The 19,595-nt window shown below is 41.5% G+C and carries 13 protein-coding genes; 7 read left to right on the forward strand and 6 right to left on the reverse strand.

Translation table 11 applies throughout. The features are described 5' to 3' along the window. Positions 1-21: 21 nt before the first annotated feature. Positions 22-2,169: a phosphate acetyltransferase gene (gene pta / locus EGC86_RS12705; protein ID WP_011637931.1), complete on the forward strand. Its 2,148-nt coding sequence runs from the start codon at positions 22-24 to the stop codon at positions 2,167-2,169. A gap of 285 nt (positions 2,170-2,454) precedes the next feature. Here the strand turns inward: pta and topA are convergent, their stop codons facing one another. After that, positions 2,455-5,094, reverse strand: a complete 2,640-nt coding sequence (topA, locus tag EGC86_RS12710; RefSeq protein ID WP_123777793.1) for a type I DNA topoisomerase — start codon at positions 5,092-5,094, stop codon at positions 2,455-2,457. Positions 5,095-5,485: 391 nt separating this feature from the next. Between topA and astB the strand changes: the two genes are divergently transcribed. Next, positions 5,486-6,820 (forward strand): N-succinylarginine dihydrolase, encoded by a 1,335-nt coding sequence (astB, locus tag EGC86_RS12715; protein WP_123777794.1) that lies wholly within the window; start codon positions 5,486-5,488, stop codon positions 6,818-6,820. A gap of 158 nt (positions 6,821-6,978) precedes the next feature. On the opposite strand, the gene EGC86_RS12720 is transcribed toward astB, so the two are convergent. Further along, the gene (locus tag EGC86_RS12720; protein ID WP_123777795.1) at positions 6,979-9,441 is read right to left on the reverse strand and encodes a hypothetical protein; all 2,463 of its coding nucleotides are present in this window, start codon (positions 9,439-9,441) and stop codon (positions 6,979-6,981) included. Positions 9,442-9,664: 223 nt separating this feature from the next. On the opposite strand from EGC86_RS12720, the gene EGC86_RS12725 reads away from it, so the two are divergent. Then, positions 9,665-10,978: a dicarboxylate/amino acid:cation symporter gene (locus EGC86_RS12725; RefSeq protein WP_123777796.1), complete on the forward strand. Its 1,314-nt coding sequence runs from the start codon at positions 9,665-9,667 to the stop codon at positions 10,976-10,978. A gap of 198 nt (positions 10,979-11,176) precedes the next feature. Next, positions 11,177-11,851 carry a LysE family translocator gene (locus tag EGC86_RS12730; protein ID WP_123777797.1) on the forward strand — a complete coding sequence of 225 codons (675 nt, stop codon included), beginning with the start codon at positions 11,177-11,179 and terminating at the stop codon, positions 11,849-11,851. A gap of 113 nt (positions 11,852-11,964) precedes the next feature. Here the strand turns inward: EGC86_RS12730 and EGC86_RS12735 are convergent, their stop codons facing one another. From EGC86_RS12735 to EGC86_RS12745, 3 genes are all read right to left on the reverse strand, one after another. Next, entirely contained in the window at positions 11,965-13,473 is a 1,509-nt protein-coding gene (locus tag EGC86_RS12735; protein WP_123777798.1) for a PhnE/PtxC family ABC transporter permease, read from the reverse strand. A gap of 65 nt (positions 13,474-13,538) precedes the next feature. After that, positions 13,539-14,216, reverse strand: a complete 678-nt coding sequence (locus EGC86_RS12740) for an ATP-binding cassette domain-containing protein (RefSeq protein WP_123777799.1) — start codon at positions 14,214-14,216, stop codon at positions 13,539-13,541. Then, a complete protein-coding gene (locus EGC86_RS12745) occupies positions 14,216-15,070 on the reverse strand; it encodes a putative selenate ABC transporter substrate-binding protein (protein WP_123777800.1) in 855 nt (284 codons plus the stop codon). The genes EGC86_RS12740 and EGC86_RS12745 overlap by 1 nt, the downstream gene beginning before the upstream one ends. Before the next feature lie 238 nt (positions 15,071-15,308). On the opposite strand from EGC86_RS12745, the gene EGC86_RS12750 reads away from it, so the two are divergent. After that, positions 15,309-15,983 carry a response regulator gene (locus EGC86_RS12750; RefSeq protein ID WP_123777801.1) on the forward strand — a complete coding sequence of 225 codons (675 nt, stop codon included), beginning with the start codon at positions 15,309-15,311 and terminating at the stop codon, positions 15,981-15,983. After that, the gene (locus EGC86_RS12755) at positions 15,974-17,326 is read left to right on the forward strand and encodes an ATP-binding protein (RefSeq protein WP_123777802.1); all 1,353 of its coding nucleotides are present in this window, start codon (positions 15,974-15,976) and stop codon (positions 17,324-17,326) included. Before EGC86_RS12750 ends, EGC86_RS12755 begins: the two co-directional genes overlap by 10 nt. A gap of 70 nt (positions 17,327-17,396) precedes the next feature. Here EGC86_RS12755 and EGC86_RS12760 read toward each other — a convergent pair whose 3' ends face one another. Beyond that, complete coding sequence (locus EGC86_RS12760; RefSeq protein ID WP_123777803.1) at positions 17,397-18,092, reverse strand: 2OG-Fe(II) oxygenase; 696 nt, start codon at positions 18,090-18,092, stop codon at positions 17,397-17,399. A 115-nt stretch (positions 18,093-18,207) separates the two neighbouring features. Here EGC86_RS12760 and EGC86_RS12765 point away from each other — a divergent pair, with 115 nt between their 5' ends. After that, positions 18,208-19,458, forward strand: a complete 1,251-nt coding sequence (locus tag EGC86_RS12765; protein ID WP_011637943.1) for a cyclic di-GMP phosphodiesterase — start codon at positions 18,208-18,210, stop codon at positions 19,456-19,458. The last annotated feature ends 137 nt before the right edge of the window (positions 19,459-19,595 follow it).

A 19,595-nucleotide genomic window follows, 5' to 3' on the forward strand; every position in this document is an offset into this window, starting at 1 on the left:
ATACGCACACAAGAGGTCGTTATGTCTCGTAATATTATGCTTATTCCAATCGGTATTGGAGTGGGATTAACATCACTAAGCTTAGGTATGGTTCGTGCGCTTGAACGCAAAGGCGTTAAAGTCCAATTTTTTAAACCTATTGCTCAAATTCGATCTGGTGATACTGGTCCAGAACGTTCAACCACTATTTTAAGTACTTCTCCAACCGTCAATCCGTTGGAACCTTATTCAATGGTCCATGCTGAAGCGTTAATCCGTTCAGAGCAAACTGATGTCCTACTGGAACAGATTATTGCCCGCGCAGCAGAATGCGCCAGTAATACTGAAATCCTAGTGGTTGAAGGCTTAGTACCAACACGTAGCCATCCATTTGCTGATGACATTAACTATGAAATTGCCAAAGCATTAGACGCCGATGTTATTTTCATCGCAACCCCTGGTAACGATACGCCTAATGGATTAATGAATCGATTAGAAATCGCCTTTAACTCTTGGGGTGGACAGAAAAACAAACGTTTAATTGGCGCTATCATCAATAAAATTGGTGCTCCAGTTGACAACGAAGGTCGCACTCGTCCTGATTTATCTGAAGTATTTGATGATAAAAATATGAATGCCGTTGATAGCTCAGGAATGTTCCAACTTCCGGGTAAAAGTCCGCTGCGTATATTAGGTAGTGTGCCATACAATTTAGAGCTAATTGCCCCGCGTGCATCTGATTTGGCCAAGCACTTAAATGCCAAAATCATTAATGCCGGTGAAATGCATACTCGTCGTATGCGCCGTGTAACATTTTGTGCCCGTAGCCTGCCTAACATGGTTACTCACATCAAAACAAATTCATTGTTAGTGACTTCTGGCGATCGCTCCGACGTGATCGTGTCTGCATGTTTAGCAGCGATGAACGGCGTTAAAATTGGCGCGTTGTTGCTTACTGGGGGCTACCCGCCTGAACCAGAAATAATGAAATTATGTGAACAAGCTTTTGAAACAGGCTTGCCAGTATTTTTAATTGATTCAAATACATGGCAGACCTCGCTCAATATTCAACGCTTTGATCATGAAGTGCCAGTGGATGATGCTGTGCGCGTTGAAAAAGTGCAAGAATACGTGGCCAGTCATATTGACCAAACCTGGATTGAAAGTGTTACCCAGGATTCTCCACGTGAACACCGTCTATCTCCTCCGGCATTCCGTTACAAGTTAACCGAGCTAGCCCGTGCTGCCCGTAAAACTATCGTGCTTCCTGAAGGTGAAGAGCCAAGAACCGTTAAAGCAGCATCTATCTGTGCTGAACGGGGTATTGCTCGTTGCGTGTTAATCGGTAATCGCGAAGAGATTTTACGCGTTGCATCGCAACAAGATGTTATTTTAGGTGAAGGCATCGAAATCATTGAGCCAGAAAGCGTGCGTGAAAAGTACGTTGAGCCTATGCTCGAATTACGTCGTAGCAAAGGGTTAACAGAAGTTGTTGCCCGTGAGCAACTTGAAGACAACATGGTACTTGGTACCATGATGCTGGCACAAGATGAAGTAGATGGAATTGTATCCGGTGCTATTCATACCACGGCACATACTATTCGCCCACCATTGCAGTTGATCAAAACGGCACCGGGTTCTAGCTTAGTGTCGTCGATTTTCTTCATGCTGATGCCTGATCAAGTGCTAGTGTATGGCGATTGCGCGATTAACCCAGATCCAAATCCTGAACAACTAGCCGATATTGCGATTCAGTCAGCTGAATCAGCTAAAGCCTTTGGTATTGAGCCTCGCGTTGCGATGATCAGTTACTCAACGGGTACTTCTGGCACCGGTTCTGATGTGGATAAAGTACGTGAAGCCACACGAATCGCGAAAGAAAAACGTCCGGACTTGATTATCGATGGTCCATTGCAATACGATGCAGCAGTCATGCCTAACGTAGCGCTCTCTAAAGCACCAGACAGCCCTGTCGCAGGTAAAGCAACCGTATTTGTGTTCCCAGATTTAAACACGGGTAACACCACATACAAGGCGGTACAGCGTAGTGCTGATTTAATCAGCATCGGTCCAATGCTTCAAGGTATGCGTAAACCGGTTAACGATTTATCACGCGGCGCATTAGTCGATGATATTGTCTACACCATTGCGTTAACGGCCATTCAAGCTGCTCAAAATAGTGCCAAATAATTTGCTATATTTCGGCTTAACATCGATGTAGATTGGTAATGTTTTGTCACTAAAAAAGCACTGATAATAATCAGTGTTTTTTTGTATCTGTCATCTTTGGTTTTTATATCGAAAGTTCTTATATATCGAGTGTTCTTGCTTATCGAGAGTTAAAACAGGTTTGCTCGCTAACCCTATTATCTTTACCAAAACGGATTACGGCCTATACCCATTTGTGACACAAAAAAAACGCTACCCGTATGGGTAGCGTTAATGAACAGGGTTATGTTGCAACCAAAGCTAAAGTTATTTCTTCGCTTTTTTCTTAGTTGATTCACTAACCCATTTACCGCCGATAAACTTAGAAGACCAACCGGTAGCTTTGCCGTCAACTTCAGTAGCAACATATTGCTCTTTCGTTTTACGACTAAATTTAACCGAGGCTTTATTGCCTTCATCATCTTCGACTGGCGCATCAGCAAGATACGCATATTTAGGCCATAATAAATCACGATATTGAACTAACTCTTCCACTAACGGCGCACGTGTTTCACGCGATTTAGGGAAAGTACTGGCAGCTAAAAATATGCCCGCAGCACCATCACGAAGCACAAAGTGAGCATCCGATTTAGTACATTTTAATTCAGGTAAGAAGATAGGATCTTCTTTTGGTGGCGCCGCTTCGCCGCTTCTCAGCAACTTACGGGTGTTTTTACACTCGCTATTGGTGCAACCAAAATACTTACCAAATCGACCATTTTTAAGTTCCATATTATTGCCGCAACGATCGCACTCAATAATTGGACCTTCATAACCTTTAATCTTAAATTGTCCGGCTTCAACTTCGTAACCATCACATGACGGGTTATTACCACAAACATGCAATTTACGCGTCTCGTCAATGAGATAACTATCCATCGCCGTACCACACTTACCACAACGATGTTTAGCACGTAACGCTTCCGTTTCGCCATCTTCATTGTCGCTTACAGCTTCTTCACCTGGGGTTAAGTTAAGCGTGGTCTTACAACGTTCTTTAGGTGGTAACGCATAACCAGAACAACCTAAGAAAACCCCTGTTGAACCAGTGCGAATACCCATTGGACGGCCACAGGTTGGACACTTAATGTCGTCTGTTAATACCATCTCATTAGGGCGCATACCACCTTCATCAGGATCTAACTCGGCCAACAATAACTGCTTGGTAAAGTCGCCATAAAAACCGTCTAATACTTTTTTCCAGTCCAGCTTACCTTGAGCAACATCATCTAATGTTTGCTCCATGCTGGCGGTAAAGTCGTAGCTCATTAATTCTTTAAAACTGCCGACTAAGCGTTCGCTGACAATCTCACCCATTTTTTCAGCAAAGAAACGGCGGTTATCAACTTTAACGTAACCACGATCCTGAATGGTTGAAATAATCGTCGCATACGTTGAAGGACGACCAATACCACGCTTCTCAAGCTCTTTAACTAAAGATGCTTCGCTGTAACGCGGCGCAGGCTTGGTAAAGTGTTGTTTTGGCGACAACGTTTCAAGCACTAATTTGTCGCCTTTTGCAACGACTGGCAGTGTCTTATCTTCTTCGTTTTTCTTACTCACTTGTGGCTGAACACGAGTCCAACCATCAAAACGTAAGGTACGGCCACTGGCTTTTAATTCGTAATCACCCGCGGTTACCGTTAAACGTGTTGCATCATATTGAGCTGGTGTCATTTGACAGGACACAAATTGACGCCAGATAAGCTCATACAAGCGCTGAGCGTCTCTTTCCATATCGGTTAACGAAGCGGACTGCACAGCCACGTTTGACGGTCTAATAGCTTCATGCGCCTCTTGAGCGCCCTCTTTGCTACCATAACGAATAGGTTCTGCCGGTAAATACTTGTCACCAAACTCGGCACCAATCATTTCGCGTAAGTTTTCAACCGCTTCTTTACTCAAATTGGTTGAATCGGTACGCATGTACGTAATGTGACCAGCTTCATACAAACGCTGCGCCATCATCATGGTTTTCTTAACACCAAAACTAAGACGAGTACTGGCAGCTTGCTGTAACGTCGACGTAATATAAGGTGCCGAAGGTTTGCTTGAGGTTGCTTTATCTTCACGCGCAGTGACAACATACGTTGCATCACGCAACGCATCGACAGCAACTTTAGCTTGCGCTTCATTAATCGGTTCAAATGCAGCAGATTGATATTTCATCACCTGCATTTTCAAGCTAGCGGCGGTAGGTGTATTTAATTCAGCATGGATATCCCAAAACTCTTCTGGAACAAACGCTTTAATTTCACTTTCACGCTCTACAACTAAGCGAACTGCTACCGACTGAACACGCCCAGCAGATAAACCACGAGCGACTTTTTTCCATAATAATGGTGACACCATAAAGCCAACAACGCGGTCTAAAAAACGACGAGCTTGCTGGGCATTAACCATATTGGTATCAAGTACCGACGGTTTACTAAACGCATCTTGAATCGCAGTTTTAGTAATTTCGTTGAACACAACTCGCTGATACCGTGAAGGATCACCACCAATAATTTCCTGTAAATGCCAGGCAATGGCTTCCCCTTCACGGTCCAAATCCGTTGCGAGATATATTTGGTCAGCAGTTTCTGCTAACGCTTTCAATTCTTTAACAACTTTTTCTTTACCAGGCAGGATTTGATACTTGGCTGCCCAGCCTTTATCTGGGTTAACACCCATACGCGCCACAAGCGCTTGTTTGTCTCTGATTAGCTTGTATTTAGCTTTTTCTTCAGGAGATAATTTCTTAACTTCTGCTGCGGTTTTAGTCACAGTTGTACCGTCAGAAGTAGACGAAGTTGGTAAGTCACGTATATGACCTACACTCGACTTCACAATGAAGTCTTTACCAAGATATTTATTAATTGTCTTGGCTTTGGCCGGCGATTCGACAATAACTAGCGATTTACCCATAGTTTTATTTGCGCCAAAAAGTCTCGAAAAAAAGAAAATTGATTCCATATATAGAGGGTTGAGACAATAGTTTCAAGTTAATCCCTCTTTTACATGGCTAGTAAGTCATTTTTTAATCAGAATTGAATCAAAAATAAAAAATGTAAAAAATAATATGCGTTTTTTAAACGTAATTTTTCACTTAATGATACTTGCGAGCACCTTCAGTGCATTTTTAGTCATTTATACACATTTGTACAAATTAACCACACCTTGTTAACCCTTATAGCTTCAGTATACTGGGGTTAAATTAGCGTTAACTGACATGAACAATCACGTTCCTTTTTTATAAGTAACACAAATAAGTGTAACTACAATAATAATTATTCACTAAAATTCTCAAGGATCACGAATGAAGCATTTTGAAGCGAACTTTGATGGCTTGGTTGGACCAACCCATAATTATGCCGGATTATCATTTGGTAATGTGGCCTCATTTAGTAATGCGGCCCAAACCTCAAATCCTAAAGCGGCAGCGAAACAAGGTTTGCAAAAAGCCAAGTCATTAGCAGATTTAGGTATGATACAAGGTGTATTAGCCCCACAGGAGCGCCCAGACCTTTATACATTGCGTCGAATTGGTTTTTCTGGGTCTGACGCTGAGGTTTTACAAAAAGCCGCTCAGCAGGCTCCTGCGTTACTTAATGCTTGTTGCAGTGCATCAAGTATGTGGACAGCTAATGCGGCTACAGTTTCTCCCAGTGCTGACACTCGTGACGGAAAAGTTCACTTCACTCCTGCTAATTTAGTTGATAAATTACATCGCAGTATTGAACCTGTCACCACGGGCAATATTTTGCAGGCAACATTTAACAATGATCGCTACTTTAAACATCATCAACATTTACCAGAACACGCAAGCTTTGGTGATGAAGGCGCCGCTAATCACACACGTTTATGTTCTGAATACGGTCATGCTGGCGTTGAACTATTTGTTTATGGCCAAACAGCCACTAATCCTGACGCCCCTAAACCAACAAAATATCCAGCACGTCAAACTTTGGAAGCATCTCAAGCTGTAGCACGCTTACATCAACTTGAAGATGAAAGCTGCGTATTTATGCAGCAAAACCCAAATGTAATTGACCAGGGTGTATTCCACAATGACGTCATTTCAGTGGGTAATAAAAATGTGCTGTTTTATCACGAACAAGCGTTTTTAGATACCGAAACAAAGTTTGACGAAATTCGTCGAAAAATGAACTCTGACATGTATTTTGTCAAAGTAACCACAGAGCAAGTATCCATTGATGATGCAGTTCGTAGTTACTTGTTTAATACACAAATTATTACTTTACCTTCTGGTGAAATGGCTATTATTGCGCCCACAAATTGCCAAGAAAACCCTGCAGTATTTGCTTACTTAAATGAACTCGTTACTTTAGGCACACCAATCAAACAAGTGCGTTATTACGATGTTAAGCAAAGTATGCAAAACGGTGGCGGTCCAGCGTGTTTACGCTTACGAGTCGCGATGAACGAACAAGAAGTCGCTGCAGTTAATCAAAACACATTAATGAATGACGGTTTATTTACGCGCTTAAATACCTGGGTTGATAGACATTATCGTGATCAACTCACAGTAAGCGATCTAGCCGACCCACAATTAATTATTGAATCACGCACCGCATTAGATGAATTAACACAAATATTAAAATTAGGTAGCGTGTATCAGTTCCAAAGATAGTCTGAACTGACCGAATAAATAATTGAGTAACATATTTGTAAAAGCCAACAGTATTAGCTGTTGGCTTTTTTGTTTACATTCTAAAATCGAACCAATAAAAAAGGCGCTAAATGCGCCTTTTAATCAATTTAAACTAACAAGCTAGCTACCAACATCAATTATAGAATTGTTACACCAATGGATACCACTGGAGTGACTAAGCCATTTGGTGATTCTACTTCTACAAGGAAGACACCAGAGTTCGGCTCATCTTCGCCTTTAATAGTTGTTGTAAACTGACGACCACCATTGTAGTTGGTACTTGGCCATGTATATTCGCTTGAACTCACCACCGAGCCCGCTGACGTTGTAAATCTTACGATCGAACCTGCTGGCATTTGTTGATTATGCAAATCTGAAATCGTAAATGTTGCAGTTGCAGAGCCTTTACCCACAATAACCATACTGCTTGAACCAGAATGAATGCCAGTGCTATCGTCCACTACAATATCAGCGGGAGCAGTAGCATACGCAGTACTTCCAGACATCACTAATGTTAAGCTTCTGCGAACAAATAATGACTTTGAATCACTTACGCCATCAGCACATGCACTGTGCACAGGGTCAGAACAAAGCACACCATTATATTTACCGTCTTTTACATCAAATATACCATTGGAGTTAAAATCGATTAACTCTTCTAATGTGCCACCAGCTTGACCACCGGTTTGTTGCGGATTAAAGAGGCCATCTTCATTATAGTCATTATATGCATCATTTAAATCAAATGACTGACCAGTCACATCTGTCCCCGTAAGAAACGTATTTGCTTCTGATGCATCAAAACGACCATTACCATTTAAATCTGGAAAAGACTCTTCACCAATTGCAGTGGCTGTAACGGTTGCACGTCCACCGTATTTTTGGCCATAGATATTTCCATAAAGATCTAAAGTGGCATCATAAGCTAATGCAGCATTAGGATTACGATACATCTGACCGGCGCCATTCAGAATTGTCTGACCCTCTGGTCTTGGTAGTTGACTCGTCCACACGACAGAGCATGCACCATTAAGTGTTTGACAGGCATCCTCAATAGAACCACCCTCAGTGGTAAAAGATACCGTTGTCCCATCGGGTACAGGGTTGTTAAACGCATCAGCCATACGAGCAGTTACAGTCACTTGTGTGCCGTCAACATTCCAACCTTCTGGATTTAATATCGTTGCAGCTAATGAGAAACTGTCTTGATCTGGAATACCCGTAGACACAATTAACTGGCTAGACTGACTCGATATTGTCGGAATTGCACCATTGTCTACCGTTGCAGTCACACGTAAAGAAGTCGCTACTGTACCTGTGGTTACTACCGTTTGCACAATACCACTATTATCTGTAGTAGCTTGCAGGGGATCGATTTTAACCCCACCTACAGTAGTATTTAGTGCAAATTTAACATTTTGGTTAGCAACCACATTGCCATTTTTATCCAAAACTTTAAATTTAACCACTGATGATTCAGTGCCGCCAGTCCCTAAAATACTGATGTTCTCTGGTACTGCTGATACAAACACAATACTGCCAACGTCAGCCTGAAGTATATTGATGGTACCTACTGCAGATAAACTGATGCCACCAGCATTGGCAGTCACATTAATTTGGTCTTCACCCACACAACCTTCAGCACGATACGTTGAGGTTGCGACACCATTACTTGACGATACTGGTGAGCTTATCACTGCTTGCGCAGGAATTTTAGTAGCACAAGTAGATGAAAAATTTACGTCCACAGGTTGTGTAAAAGCATTACCTAAATCATCTTGAATAGACACGGTTACAGTCGCTGTTCCACCCGCGGATAAATCAGTAGCACTAATAGCAGCGACACCTTCAACAAATGGTGTACCACTGCCCATCACAACGTTGGTAGCTCCGACAACAACAATAGTTGAACCAGTTTCATTGGTTGATAATGTCGCTGTTGCTTCACCGGCACCTAGCGAGCTGCCTGCATAAATATCAACGGTAGCTTTACCTTGTGCATTAGTTACTGCAGTTTTAACGGGTAAATCACCGATAGGGCTTTCAAATGTAACAATAGAGGACTTAGTAATACCTGTAACTGTTGCAGTTAATTTACCTGGTGATAAAGTGCTAATCGATTGAATAGCGTTTCCAGCTGCATCAGTTAACACCAATGACACTTGAGCACCACCACCAGCAACGCCGCCATCACCCGTCATAGTGACAAATAATGATGCACTTTCACCTGACGTGGTAGTCGCGGTTACTGTTGCTCCAGTATTAATTTCTGCGGTATTGAGTTGGATAGTAGCAACACCGCTTGAATTGGTGACAACTTCACCGGTACTTGGTGAAAATGTACCGTAATCATCATTATTAAGCGTAAATGAAACAAGCGTGCTGACAGCTGCACCCGTTGAGTCTTTCACTGTTGCAGTAATAACTGCAGGTTCAGCAACAGAAACTTGATCGTTGTCGATACTTAATGAAATAGATATGGTTGGGTCTGGTGTAGTCCCACCTCCGGTTCCATCATCGGTTATACTGCCACCGCCGCCACATGCGACGAGAAAAAAAGAACATAAAAGCGCGAAATAAACTTTATATGCTGACCTCATTGTCAGGCTCCCTGTTACATTAAAATAAACTTAAGAATTATTATAGTTACTTATACATTAACAATACGCAAACATCTTATAACTTTAGCATAACTCTACTATTTTCTTCGCTATTTATTGGCGAAAACTTTCACTTTTAGGCCATTTCCTAAGTTGTCGATTCCTGCTAGTCTTTAGCGCATTCAATAAAGACATAAAATAATATGATGAGAAGGAACACTCTGTGAGTAAACAACGCAAGCTCGGGCTCACGAGCAAAATTTTAATTGGTATGGCTGCAGGCATAATTTTAGGCCTGTTGTTAAGGAATGTGTTCCCAGACAGTCTATTCATTAAAGAATATATTACTGAAGGTTTCCTTCATGTCATCGGTACTATCTTTATTTCAAGCTTAAAAATGCTCGTTGTACCATTGGTGTTCATTTCACTGGTATGCGGCACAAGCTCGTTAAGTGACCCGTCTAAATTAGGTCGCCTAGGGGGTAAAACGATTGCTTTCTATTTATTTACCACTGCAATAGCACTCACTATTGCGATTTTAGCTGCAGTACTTATCCACCCGGGTAATGCCAGTCTGGCAGGTAATGCTTTAGAATATACCGTTAAAGATGCACCAAGTTTGTCCGAGGTTCTTATTAATATAGTACCGACAAATCCGATGCAAGCCATGAGTGAAGGCAATATGCTGCAGATCATTATTTTTGCGGTAATTTTTGGATTTGCCATTTCTCATATTGGTGAACGAGGTACTCGTGTTGCTTCATTCTTTAATGATTTGAATGATGTGATCATGCGAGTGGTGACGTTAATTATGCAACTGGCACCTTATGGTGTGTTCGCATTAATGGCTAAGCTGAGTTTAACGTTGGGATTAGAAACATTTGGTAGTGTCGTCAAATACTTCTTCCTCGTGGTTGCCGTTTTATTTATCCAAGGCTTAGTGGTTTACCCGACGTTATTAAAAATGTTCTCGGGTCTCAGCCCGTTAATGTTTTTACGTAAAATCCGCGACGTACAGCTGTTTGCTTTTAGTACCGCAAGTTCTAATGCAACATTGCCGGTTACCATTGAAACGGCTGAGCACAGAATGGGCGTTGACAACAAAATAGCGTCATTCACTTTACCACTTGGTGCCACACTCAACATGGATGGCACCGCCATTATGCAGGGTGTTGCTACGGTATTTATTGCTCAAGTATTTGGTATTGAACTGAGCATCATGGATTACGCTACTGTTGTGGTAACGGCCACGCTGGCATCTATCGGTACTGCGGGTGTGCCTGGTGTAGGCCTTATTATGCTGGCAATGGTATTAAACCAAGTAGGTTTACCTGTTGAAGGTATTGCCTTGATTATTGGTGTAGACAGAATGCTAGACATGATCCGCACAGCGGTGAACGTCACTGGTGATGCGGTAGCTACGGTGATCATTGCCAAATCTGAAGGCGAATTTAATGAAGAAGTATTCAACGATTCGCAAGCAGGTAAAGCCGCCAAAAGTTTTGAAGAGCAAGTGCTTAATGCCAAAAAACAATAATTAAGCTTAACCTATATAAAAAAGCGCTAATTTAGCGCTTTTTTATTATCTTTTTCCTGCATAAATGTGCCATTATCATCAACTTACATTGAAGTAAGCTCTCATAGACATCAACAAATTGATATGAACAAATAGATATCAACAAATAGATATCAACAAAATCTCACCAGCTTGAATTTATAAAAAAACGGAATATATATGGACATGACTTTATTGGCTGGTTTAGCGGTTATTCACATTGTGGCATTAATGAGCCCAGGACCTGACTTTGCCATTATCGTTAAAATGGCCACACAGCAAACACGCTTAACAGCGCTTTATTGTGCCTTAGGCATTGCTGTCGCTATCTTAATTCACACTTTTTTGTCGTTGATGGGCATCAGTGTGATGATCCAACAGTCTCATGTTGCCTTTATGGCCGTGCAACTGATTGGCAGTAGCTATTTAGCATGGATGGGATATGGGGCGCTCAAATCAGCGATCACCAGTATTATCAGCAAACGCCGTAATGTAGACACGCCATCAATGCAGCAAAATGTGGCAAAAGCGGCGCTGGTATCATCATTAAAGGGATTTAAAATTGGACTATATACCAACCTACTGAATCCTAAAGCATTGATATTTTTTATTACTTTATTTTCTGTATTAATTACACCGCTAGTCAATTACCAAACAAAAATTGCCGCCACGGTATTATTATTTGTGTTGTCATTGGCGTGGTTTAGCTTACTCGCACTGATCTTATCAAAACCTCGAGTACAGCAAAAATTGCTCGCGGCCAATACCGTTATAGATCTACTCGTTGGGATTATTTTTATTGCCGTTGCAGTCACGATTGCTAATAATATAATCCATCAAATTATCTCTCAGTGATAAACATGATTGAATTCGAGTAAATAAAAAGATGAATAAACTGACTATTTTGCTCAAACAGTTACCTGTTTGAGCAATGACGCTAACCTTCTATCGCTCTAAACCAAGATACTTTAGCAAGCCTGTAAACGGTTGCGAGGGTAATGCAATAATCGTCGCGCTAAATAATCCACCACCACATTCAAACCCGCAGTGAACACCAGCAGCAATAATGCCCCACTAAAACGAATTTCAGAAAAATTACTGTCGACATAAAAGCCTAATGTCATTACCCCAAGCATGCCCAAGATGGCCGTTTCACGGATAATCACTTCAAATCGATAAAACAACAGTCCCATAAAATGAGGGTATATAGCTGGCAGCACCAAATAACTGTACTGATCAATCCGCGGTCGATATGTCAGCGGAACGCTAACACTGTCGGCTTGACGTGACATTAAAAAGACCATCAGGCCACTATTGTGCAGCGCTAACGCGATAATCGCTGGCAACATCGACGGCCCTAATAGCATCATAAACACAAAAGCCAATAAATACTCAGGCAATGAACGTAATATTAAATTCACGGCCCTCATGATTAAAATAACCACTTTTGGCATCATCAAACGAGTATTAAAAGGCAATAATACCAGCGTTAGCACATGGGTTAATCCCAAGGCACAAAAAGCCAGAACTAAGGTCGCGACCATCCCAGGAAACACTTGCTGGCTGATTAATGTATAACTCCAGTTAACGAGCTGCGCCAGTTTATCTGTGTCAAACCAGCTCAAAAATGGTTGTCCTTGAAGCATAGGCGGTAAAACATCGACACTGATAAAGCGCCAAATGAGTTGTGAGTCGATAACAGGAATGGGGGGTAAGAAGTACACTGCAAGCGGTAAATACAGCCAAAGCATTATCGGTTTAGCCCAAAAACGTATACTACCAATTAACAACACAAATAAGATTAATAGTGCACCACCTTGCTGATAATGCCCCTGACGAAAAGCGGATTCTAAATAAAACCCTAATGTTGGCATACCAATAAAGCCCAACACGGCACTGCTCCGGAGCGCGCACTCAAAACGGTAACGAATATAATCGACAATCTGCGGATACATGTGCATCCATCGACCATATATAAATGCAGACAGTTTATCGGTGCCTTTAGGCAGTGAAAATAAGGTATGCATTGGTGCTTGCTGTAAAATATCTGCAAACACACGAGCAAAAGTAGCAGCATAAGGAAGCGCTATTGCTAAAATACCGGTAATGGCTGAAAGACCAAATATCTGTAAGAATATCAATGCCCAAAATATCTCATGTATAGCACGGATAAATGCACACATTGCCGCAACCAAAGGATGTTGATACCACAATGCGAGTGGAAAACCCAATAGCAACCCAATCGTAATCCCAAACAATGCAAAACTAATGGTTTGCCACAGCGCATCAAGTAAATACTCTGTCGCGAAAAAGTCAGGATGCACGAAGCCTTGCCACATGCGGCCAAGCTCAGACCAAGGGTCGAGTGCAATCACCTCAGTATCGGCAAAAAACCAACACACGGAGACCATAAGTAAAAGCAACAGAGTGATTTTCTGCCAATGCCCTACAAAAGAGTAACGACTGTAAGCAATCATTTAGGCATTATAAAAACGGGGATAGAATGAAGATAAATAGTTTAGCAGCATCGACATATTCATATTTATGCCACTGCATGCTTTGGTGAATCAGCTAAAGCATAATGCTGTGATAAATGAGCCAGAGATAATTGGCCCGCTTTGTCATCTAGTACTACTTTGCCATCACTAATGACAATAATACGATCAAAGTTTGCTAACGCTAGCTCGGCATCATGTAGCACACAAATAACACTCTGATGCGTTTGCTTAATCAAGTTTAGTAATCGTAAGCCCATTAGTGGATCTAATGCAGAAAAGGGCTCGTCGCCCATAAACACTGATTGTTGTTGAAATAACGCTCTGGCCAATGCCACACGTTGGCGCTGACCACCGGACAATTCACTGACTTTCTGTTGCAAAGGCACGGTTAGTTCTAATTGCTGGCAAATAGCGGCAATTTGTTGTTGCGGCTTATTAAATGGCAACAACAAATTAGCTAAATTATACCAACGGGAATAACGCGCTAACCCACCAATAAACACATTGTGATACATCGACAGGTTATCAACTAACCCTTGTGCTTGAGAGCACAAGCAGGTTTGTTCGGCCAATTGTTGATATAGGTGATGCAACAGCGTAGTTTTACCCACGCCTGAAGGGCCTAAAATAGCCACATGCTCATTTGCCTTAAATGACAAATTCACTTTAGGTAAAATAATTTGCTGGTTATAACCTAAATCAACATCAACCAACGACAACATTAATCGAGCATTCCAATTGTTTTTGCCACGCGCTCAATCGGTTCATAATCGCTATTTTTGGCAGGTACAAACGACTCACGCGGGAAACTGGCTAACAAATCTTTATCCGTCATACCAATTAACGTTTTAGTCAGCTTTTCTTTAAAGCCTGCACCAAATTTTTCATCAACTCCCGAATGTACCGTCCATTGATAATCAGGATAAGTAGGGCTTTCCCAAATCACTTTCACTTTACTGGTATCAACGTCACCATTTTCAACTGCAGTGTCCCATACTTTATAATTAACTGCGCCGACTTGATAAACACCTGCTTCAACTTGGCTAATAGTACGGCTATGGTCACCAGAAAAACCGATGCGTTTAAAAATTTGTTCAATTGGCTTACCGGTATTTTTTTCAATAAAATACTGTGGCATTAAACGCCCTGAAGTTGAGTCTTTAGAACCAAAGGTAAAGGTATAATCGTTCAATAATGGGAAATTAGTTGAAGCAGCCATTTCAGTAGATTTATGAGCAATCAAATAACTCTTGAAAAACTGATCTTCAAAACCTTGGGCAATAGCCTCAGAACCGGGCACTAAACGACGCGCTTGCACACCAGATAAACCACCAAACCAAGCTAGTTGTACTTGGTTATTACGAAATGCTGTTACCGCTGCAGAATATGACTTTACCGGAATATATTTCACTTCCACGCCCAACTGCTCGGTTAAATAATCAGCCACTTTATCAAAGCGAGTCCGAAGCTGACTTTCATCTTCATCTGGGATAGCAGTAAAGGTAAAAGTTGCACTTAATGCAACTGTCGAAAATAAACTTAAAAAGCTAGCCGATAATAAATGTGTTAGTTTCATCTCAATCTTAAAAGTTAGTCGGTCAATGACGCTATTCTAACTTACCTGATACTTGATTACATCGACTAAGCCCTTTCAGGGCAAAAATGTTAGCAAAATAATTATCACTAGCACCATGATGGTATTCAGTTTGAATATGGTTATCATAAAAGTCTGTTTAATATTTAACCTTTAAGGCTAGTAAGGTAATATAAGCCAGCACATTTCACATAAAGTGACTGCTTAACAAGGATGAATTATGCGCATATTGGTTATTGAAGACGACCCTCTTTTATCACACCATTTACAGGTGCAGTTATCAGCTCAAGGTAATCAAGTGCAAGTGGCATTAACCGCAAAAGAAGGGTTTTATCAAGCCACTAATTATCCTATTGATGCTGCCATTATTGACTTGGGTTTGCCCGATCAAGATGGAATAAGCCTCATCAAAATGCTGCGTAATGCAGATGTTAAAGCACCTATTCTAATTTTAACCGCTCGACTAACGTGGCAAGATAAAGTCGAAGGGCTCAATGCAGGTGCAGACGACTACTTAGTTAAACCATTTCAAAAAGAAGAACTCATCGCCAGACTTGACGCTATAGTGCGCCGCAGCAGTGGTTTTGTTCGCTCAACCATCACCAGCGGTGCACTGCAAATAGATGTTGCAGCAAAACAAGTAACACTAAATCAAACACCATTAGAGATCACTGCCTTTGAATACCTAATTCTGGAATACTTGATGCGTCATTGCCATGAGGTTGTCGCTAAACAGCGTTTACTGGATGTGGTCTATGCCGACAAAGAAGGCGACCCCAACACCATTGAAGTGATGGTCAGCCGATTAAGAAAGAAACTAGCTCAAGGTGGAATAGAACAGTCCATCATTACCCTTCGCGGCCAAGGATATAAATTTAATCACCCATGCGACTAATTTTACAACCTAAAAAACGCCTGCTTACAAGGATGTTCTTAACGTCCTTGAGTATTATCGCGTTAGTGGGATTTGGTCTGGCGTGGTTAATTACCCTACTTCATGCCCAAAACCGCTATAACCAAACCACCAGCGCTTTAATCGCCCAATTACCCATCATTGCCGCAGAGTTTCGCGAAAACAATTTAATCCCTATCACCCAAGCCCGTGAAGGTGATGACGTCGACACGCAATACATTATGGCTACCTGCAATAGTAGCTATAACACCTTATGGCGATCTGACTACGCTATCAGCTTAAACTTGAATAACATCTGTGAACAATATCTTGATATAAAAGATGATTTACCGCCTTTCTACCTCAACTTTAATGGCCAACAAAGCTACTTTGCTTACTTGCTCAGCATTGACGTTGAAACCGAAATGTATCATTTATTGATTTTGAAAGATGCCACTGCACTGAAAGCTGAACTCAATCAATTTAATCGACTTACTTATTTTAGATTGGCAATGGTAATGGCTATTGCACTACTGCTTTTAGTGAGTGCAGCTTACTGGGGAATGCGGCCGTTAACTCAGCTAAAACAAGAGTTATTGCAGCTACAACAAGGACGTAAAAACAGCCTATCACAAGATTACCCCGTCGAATTACAAGGCATCACCACAGCGTTAAATCAACTTATGGACCAAACAGACCAACGTCAAACTCGCTATCAAAATGCCATGAACGACCTTGCTCACAGCTTAAAAACGCGTCTCGCCGCCAGTATTGCCATCATTGATGATGACTCATTAGATCGCCAGCAACAGCATCAAAAAATACTTGAACAAATAAACGACATGGATCATTTAGTACAATATCAACTTAAACGCGCCATGTTAGGCCAACAAGGTTTACGTCAGCAACAAACCGTTATCGCGCCAATTGCTCAACAACTTGCGCAAATGCTCGATAAAATCTATCGAGACAAACATGTCATATTCACCCTAAACATATCACCTTCATTGCAACTACCACTCAGCAAAGGCGATGTTATGGAGCTATTGGGTAATCTGCTGGAAAATGCATTTCGCTTATGTGGCAATAACGTCATGATCAGCGCCGCTAGCCTCGATAACAATCTTATCCAACTCAGTGTGGAAGATGACGGCCCCGGCGTAGACAACGCCATTAAACAAAATATAATCCAGCGCGGTATGAGAGCCGATACTCAATCATCTGGGCAAGGAATTGGTCTAGCAGTATGCCATGAGCTCGTTAGCAGTTATGGCGGCACAATGACTATTGGTACTAGCGAGCTTGGCGGAGCAGCTTTTGTCATTCAGCTCCCCGCAACAGCATAAGCACGCAGCAGCAAAGTCATCAATCAAATAAGCATATAAAGCCACAACTGGTTTTGCTCAACAGTAATCACTAACTTAATGGCGCATAAAGTTGCTCGGCACGATTAAACATCGCCCAAGAAGTCGCAATATATTTATCGTTACTAATGGGCACATTGCCACGATGGCTGTGTGTAAAACCCGCTGGAGCAATCACCATAGTGCCTTTTTTAGGGCTTATTTTACGTTGTTGATAATAAAACTCCGTTTCACCGCCCTCTTCAACATCATTCAGGTAAAACATGTATAACACCACCCGATGAAGCGCCTCATTATGGCCATTCTGTGGAAACTGCTCTGAATGCCAATGCGGATATCCACCGACACCTTGCTGATAATGCTGCACATTAATGGTACCACTGCGGTACAAATACTTGGTTAATGCCGCCGACCTTGGCCGACCTAACGCATCAAAATTATCAGGCGTTAACGTTTGTGGTTGACCATTTTCATCTGCTACTTGTACAGAAACAGCCCCCATTAAGGTTAATGAGTATTGGGTAAAATAATCGCTAATATGGGTAAATGTCGACGCTAAGAGTTCATTTTTTAATTCGGCTAAATCATCAAAAGCATCTAACATTAAATCACGACTGCGCTTTTTCTCGGTATCTACACCAAAACCCGTATGACCAGGACCCACACTCGGATGCGTTTCAAATGCAGCAATTAAACGATCACATAAGTCATTACTTATCGCATTGGGATATACTTCAATAAAATCCATAGGGAGTAACTATTGTTAATAAATTTATAGTAGTATGCTGCCACGCAATTAAAGTGCCTGTAAAGGGCAATGCATAACATAGCTAATTGTTCTTCAAAGTAACTATCGATTGAATATGAAAAAAAACCAAAAAATCTCTGTAGAACAGTTAGAAGTGGGCACCTTTATCCGCTTGCCAATTTCCTGGAAAGACCACCCTTTCCTGTTTAGCAGTTTTAAAATTAAAGACGCTGCACAAATAGAACTCATCAAAGGCTTAGGCCTAAAAGATGTTTTTTTTGATCCCGAAAAAAGTGATGTTGAACCTGTAACGTCCGAGAATGCCAGCACCCAGAAACCCGACGAGCAGGCTCTCAACGCGCTAAAAGAACAAATGATTAGCCAGAAGTCGGCCAAAATCGATGAGCAACAGAAACTCAAACGAGATTTAAAGAAAACTGAACAACAATTTAATCGTTCTGTGTCTATGATGCGTTCAATGGTCTCTAAAATCAGTAGCCGACCACTCAATGCGGTCAGTGAAGCGAAAGACCTCATCAGCAACATGACCACCATGTTACTCAATAGTGATAATTTAGCCTTGCACTTAATGGGCGATGCTAAAAATGATGAGCATATTTATCACCATTCACTTAACGTCGCTATGTTATGTATGTTAATGGCAAAAGAGCTAGGTTGGAGCCGCGAAGAAGTTGAAACGATTGGTATTGGTGGGTTATTTCACGATATAGGTAAACTCAAAGTTCCGAGCAACATTCTCAACAAGCGAGTGCCGCTTACCACGCCAGAAGAAAACTTTATTAAACAGCACCCATTGATGAGTATTAACTTTCTTAAACTCGCTGACAGCTTTCCAGATGAAGCCAAACCGTTAATTGCTAATCATCACGAATATCTAGATGGCAGTGGCTACCCACAAGGGCTCAAAGCCGACAAATTAGACAAGCTGTCGCAGTTGATCGCCGTGGTTAACGAATACGACAATTTGTGTAATGGCACCAACCAAGCTAAAGGGAAACCACCCAGTATCGCCTTGGGGTTGCTGTATAAAAACTATAAAAACAAACTCAATGTTGAATATATTAGCAAGTTAATCAAAATGTTAGGTATTTATCCGCCTGGCAGTATTATTGAATTATCCAGTGGCCAATTTGCTATGGTTATGTCGGTAAACTTACAGAAGCTATTGTGCCCAAATATTGTGGTTTACGATCAACTGGTACCCAAAGATTTAGCCCCCATCATTAGTTTACAAGATGAAGGCTTGAGCATTGTACGCAGTCTACCCGCCGCAGCATTGCCAGAAAAAATCCATAAATACCTCAATCCTAGAGAACAAATCAGCTTAGGAATTGGTCAAAACTAGTGTTGTGCCGGAGATGAATTAATCAATATTGAATAGTCTATTTCATCCCTTTAAATAGTGGCTTACATAACACTTTTCAGTCGACTTATTTCCGCCTAACTCAAGTATTTGAGGCATAAAAAAAGCCATCAATCGGC

The organism is Shewanella frigidimarina (genome assembly GCF_003797125.1).
Taxonomy (GTDB): domain Bacteria; phylum Pseudomonadota; class Gammaproteobacteria; order Enterobacterales; family Shewanellaceae; genus Shewanella; species Shewanella frigidimarina.

What these genes read in the sequence shown, in the direction of transcription:
- pta (WP_011637931.1), top strand. Translation starts at nt 22, where the DNA reads ATGTCTCGTAATATTATGCTTATTCCAATCGGTATTGGAGTGGGATTA.
- topA (WP_123777793.1), bottom strand. Translation starts at nt 5,094, where the DNA reads ATGGGTAAATCGCTAGTTATTGTCGAATCGCCGGCCAAAGCCAAGACA.
- astB (WP_123777794.1), top strand. Translation starts at nt 5,486, where the DNA reads ATGAAGCATTTTGAAGCGAACTTTGATGGCTTGGTTGGACCAACCCAT.
- EGC86_RS12720 (WP_123777795.1), bottom strand. Translation starts at nt 9,441, where the DNA reads ATGAGGTCAGCATATAAAGTTTATTTCGCGCTTTTATGTTCTTTTTTT.
- EGC86_RS12730 (WP_123777797.1), top strand. Translation starts at nt 11,177, where the DNA reads ATGGACATGACTTTATTGGCTGGTTTAGCGGTTATTCACATTGTGGCA.
- EGC86_RS12735 (WP_123777798.1), bottom strand. Translation starts at nt 13,473, where the DNA reads ATGATTGCTTACAGTCGTTACTCTTTTGTAGGGCATTGGCAGAAAATC.
- EGC86_RS12740 (WP_123777799.1), bottom strand. Translation starts at nt 14,216, where the DNA reads ATGTTGTCGTTGGTTGATGTTGATTTAGGTTATAACCAGCAAATTATT.
- EGC86_RS12745 (WP_123777800.1), bottom strand. Translation starts at nt 15,070, where the DNA reads ATGAAACTAACACATTTATTATCGGCTAGCTTTTTAAGTTTATTTTCG.
- EGC86_RS12750 (WP_123777801.1), top strand. Translation starts at nt 15,309, where the DNA reads ATGCGCATATTGGTTATTGAAGACGACCCTCTTTTATCACACCATTTA.
- EGC86_RS12755 (WP_123777802.1), top strand. Translation starts at nt 15,974, where the DNA reads ATGCGACTAATTTTACAACCTAAAAAACGCCTGCTTACAAGGATGTTC.
- EGC86_RS12760 (WP_123777803.1), bottom strand. Translation starts at nt 18,092, where the DNA reads ATGGATTTTATTGAAGTATATCCCAATGCGATAAGTAATGACTTATGT.
- EGC86_RS12765 (WP_011637943.1), top strand. Translation starts at nt 18,208, where the DNA reads ATGAAAAAAAACCAAAAAATCTCTGTAGAACAGTTAGAAGTGGGCACC.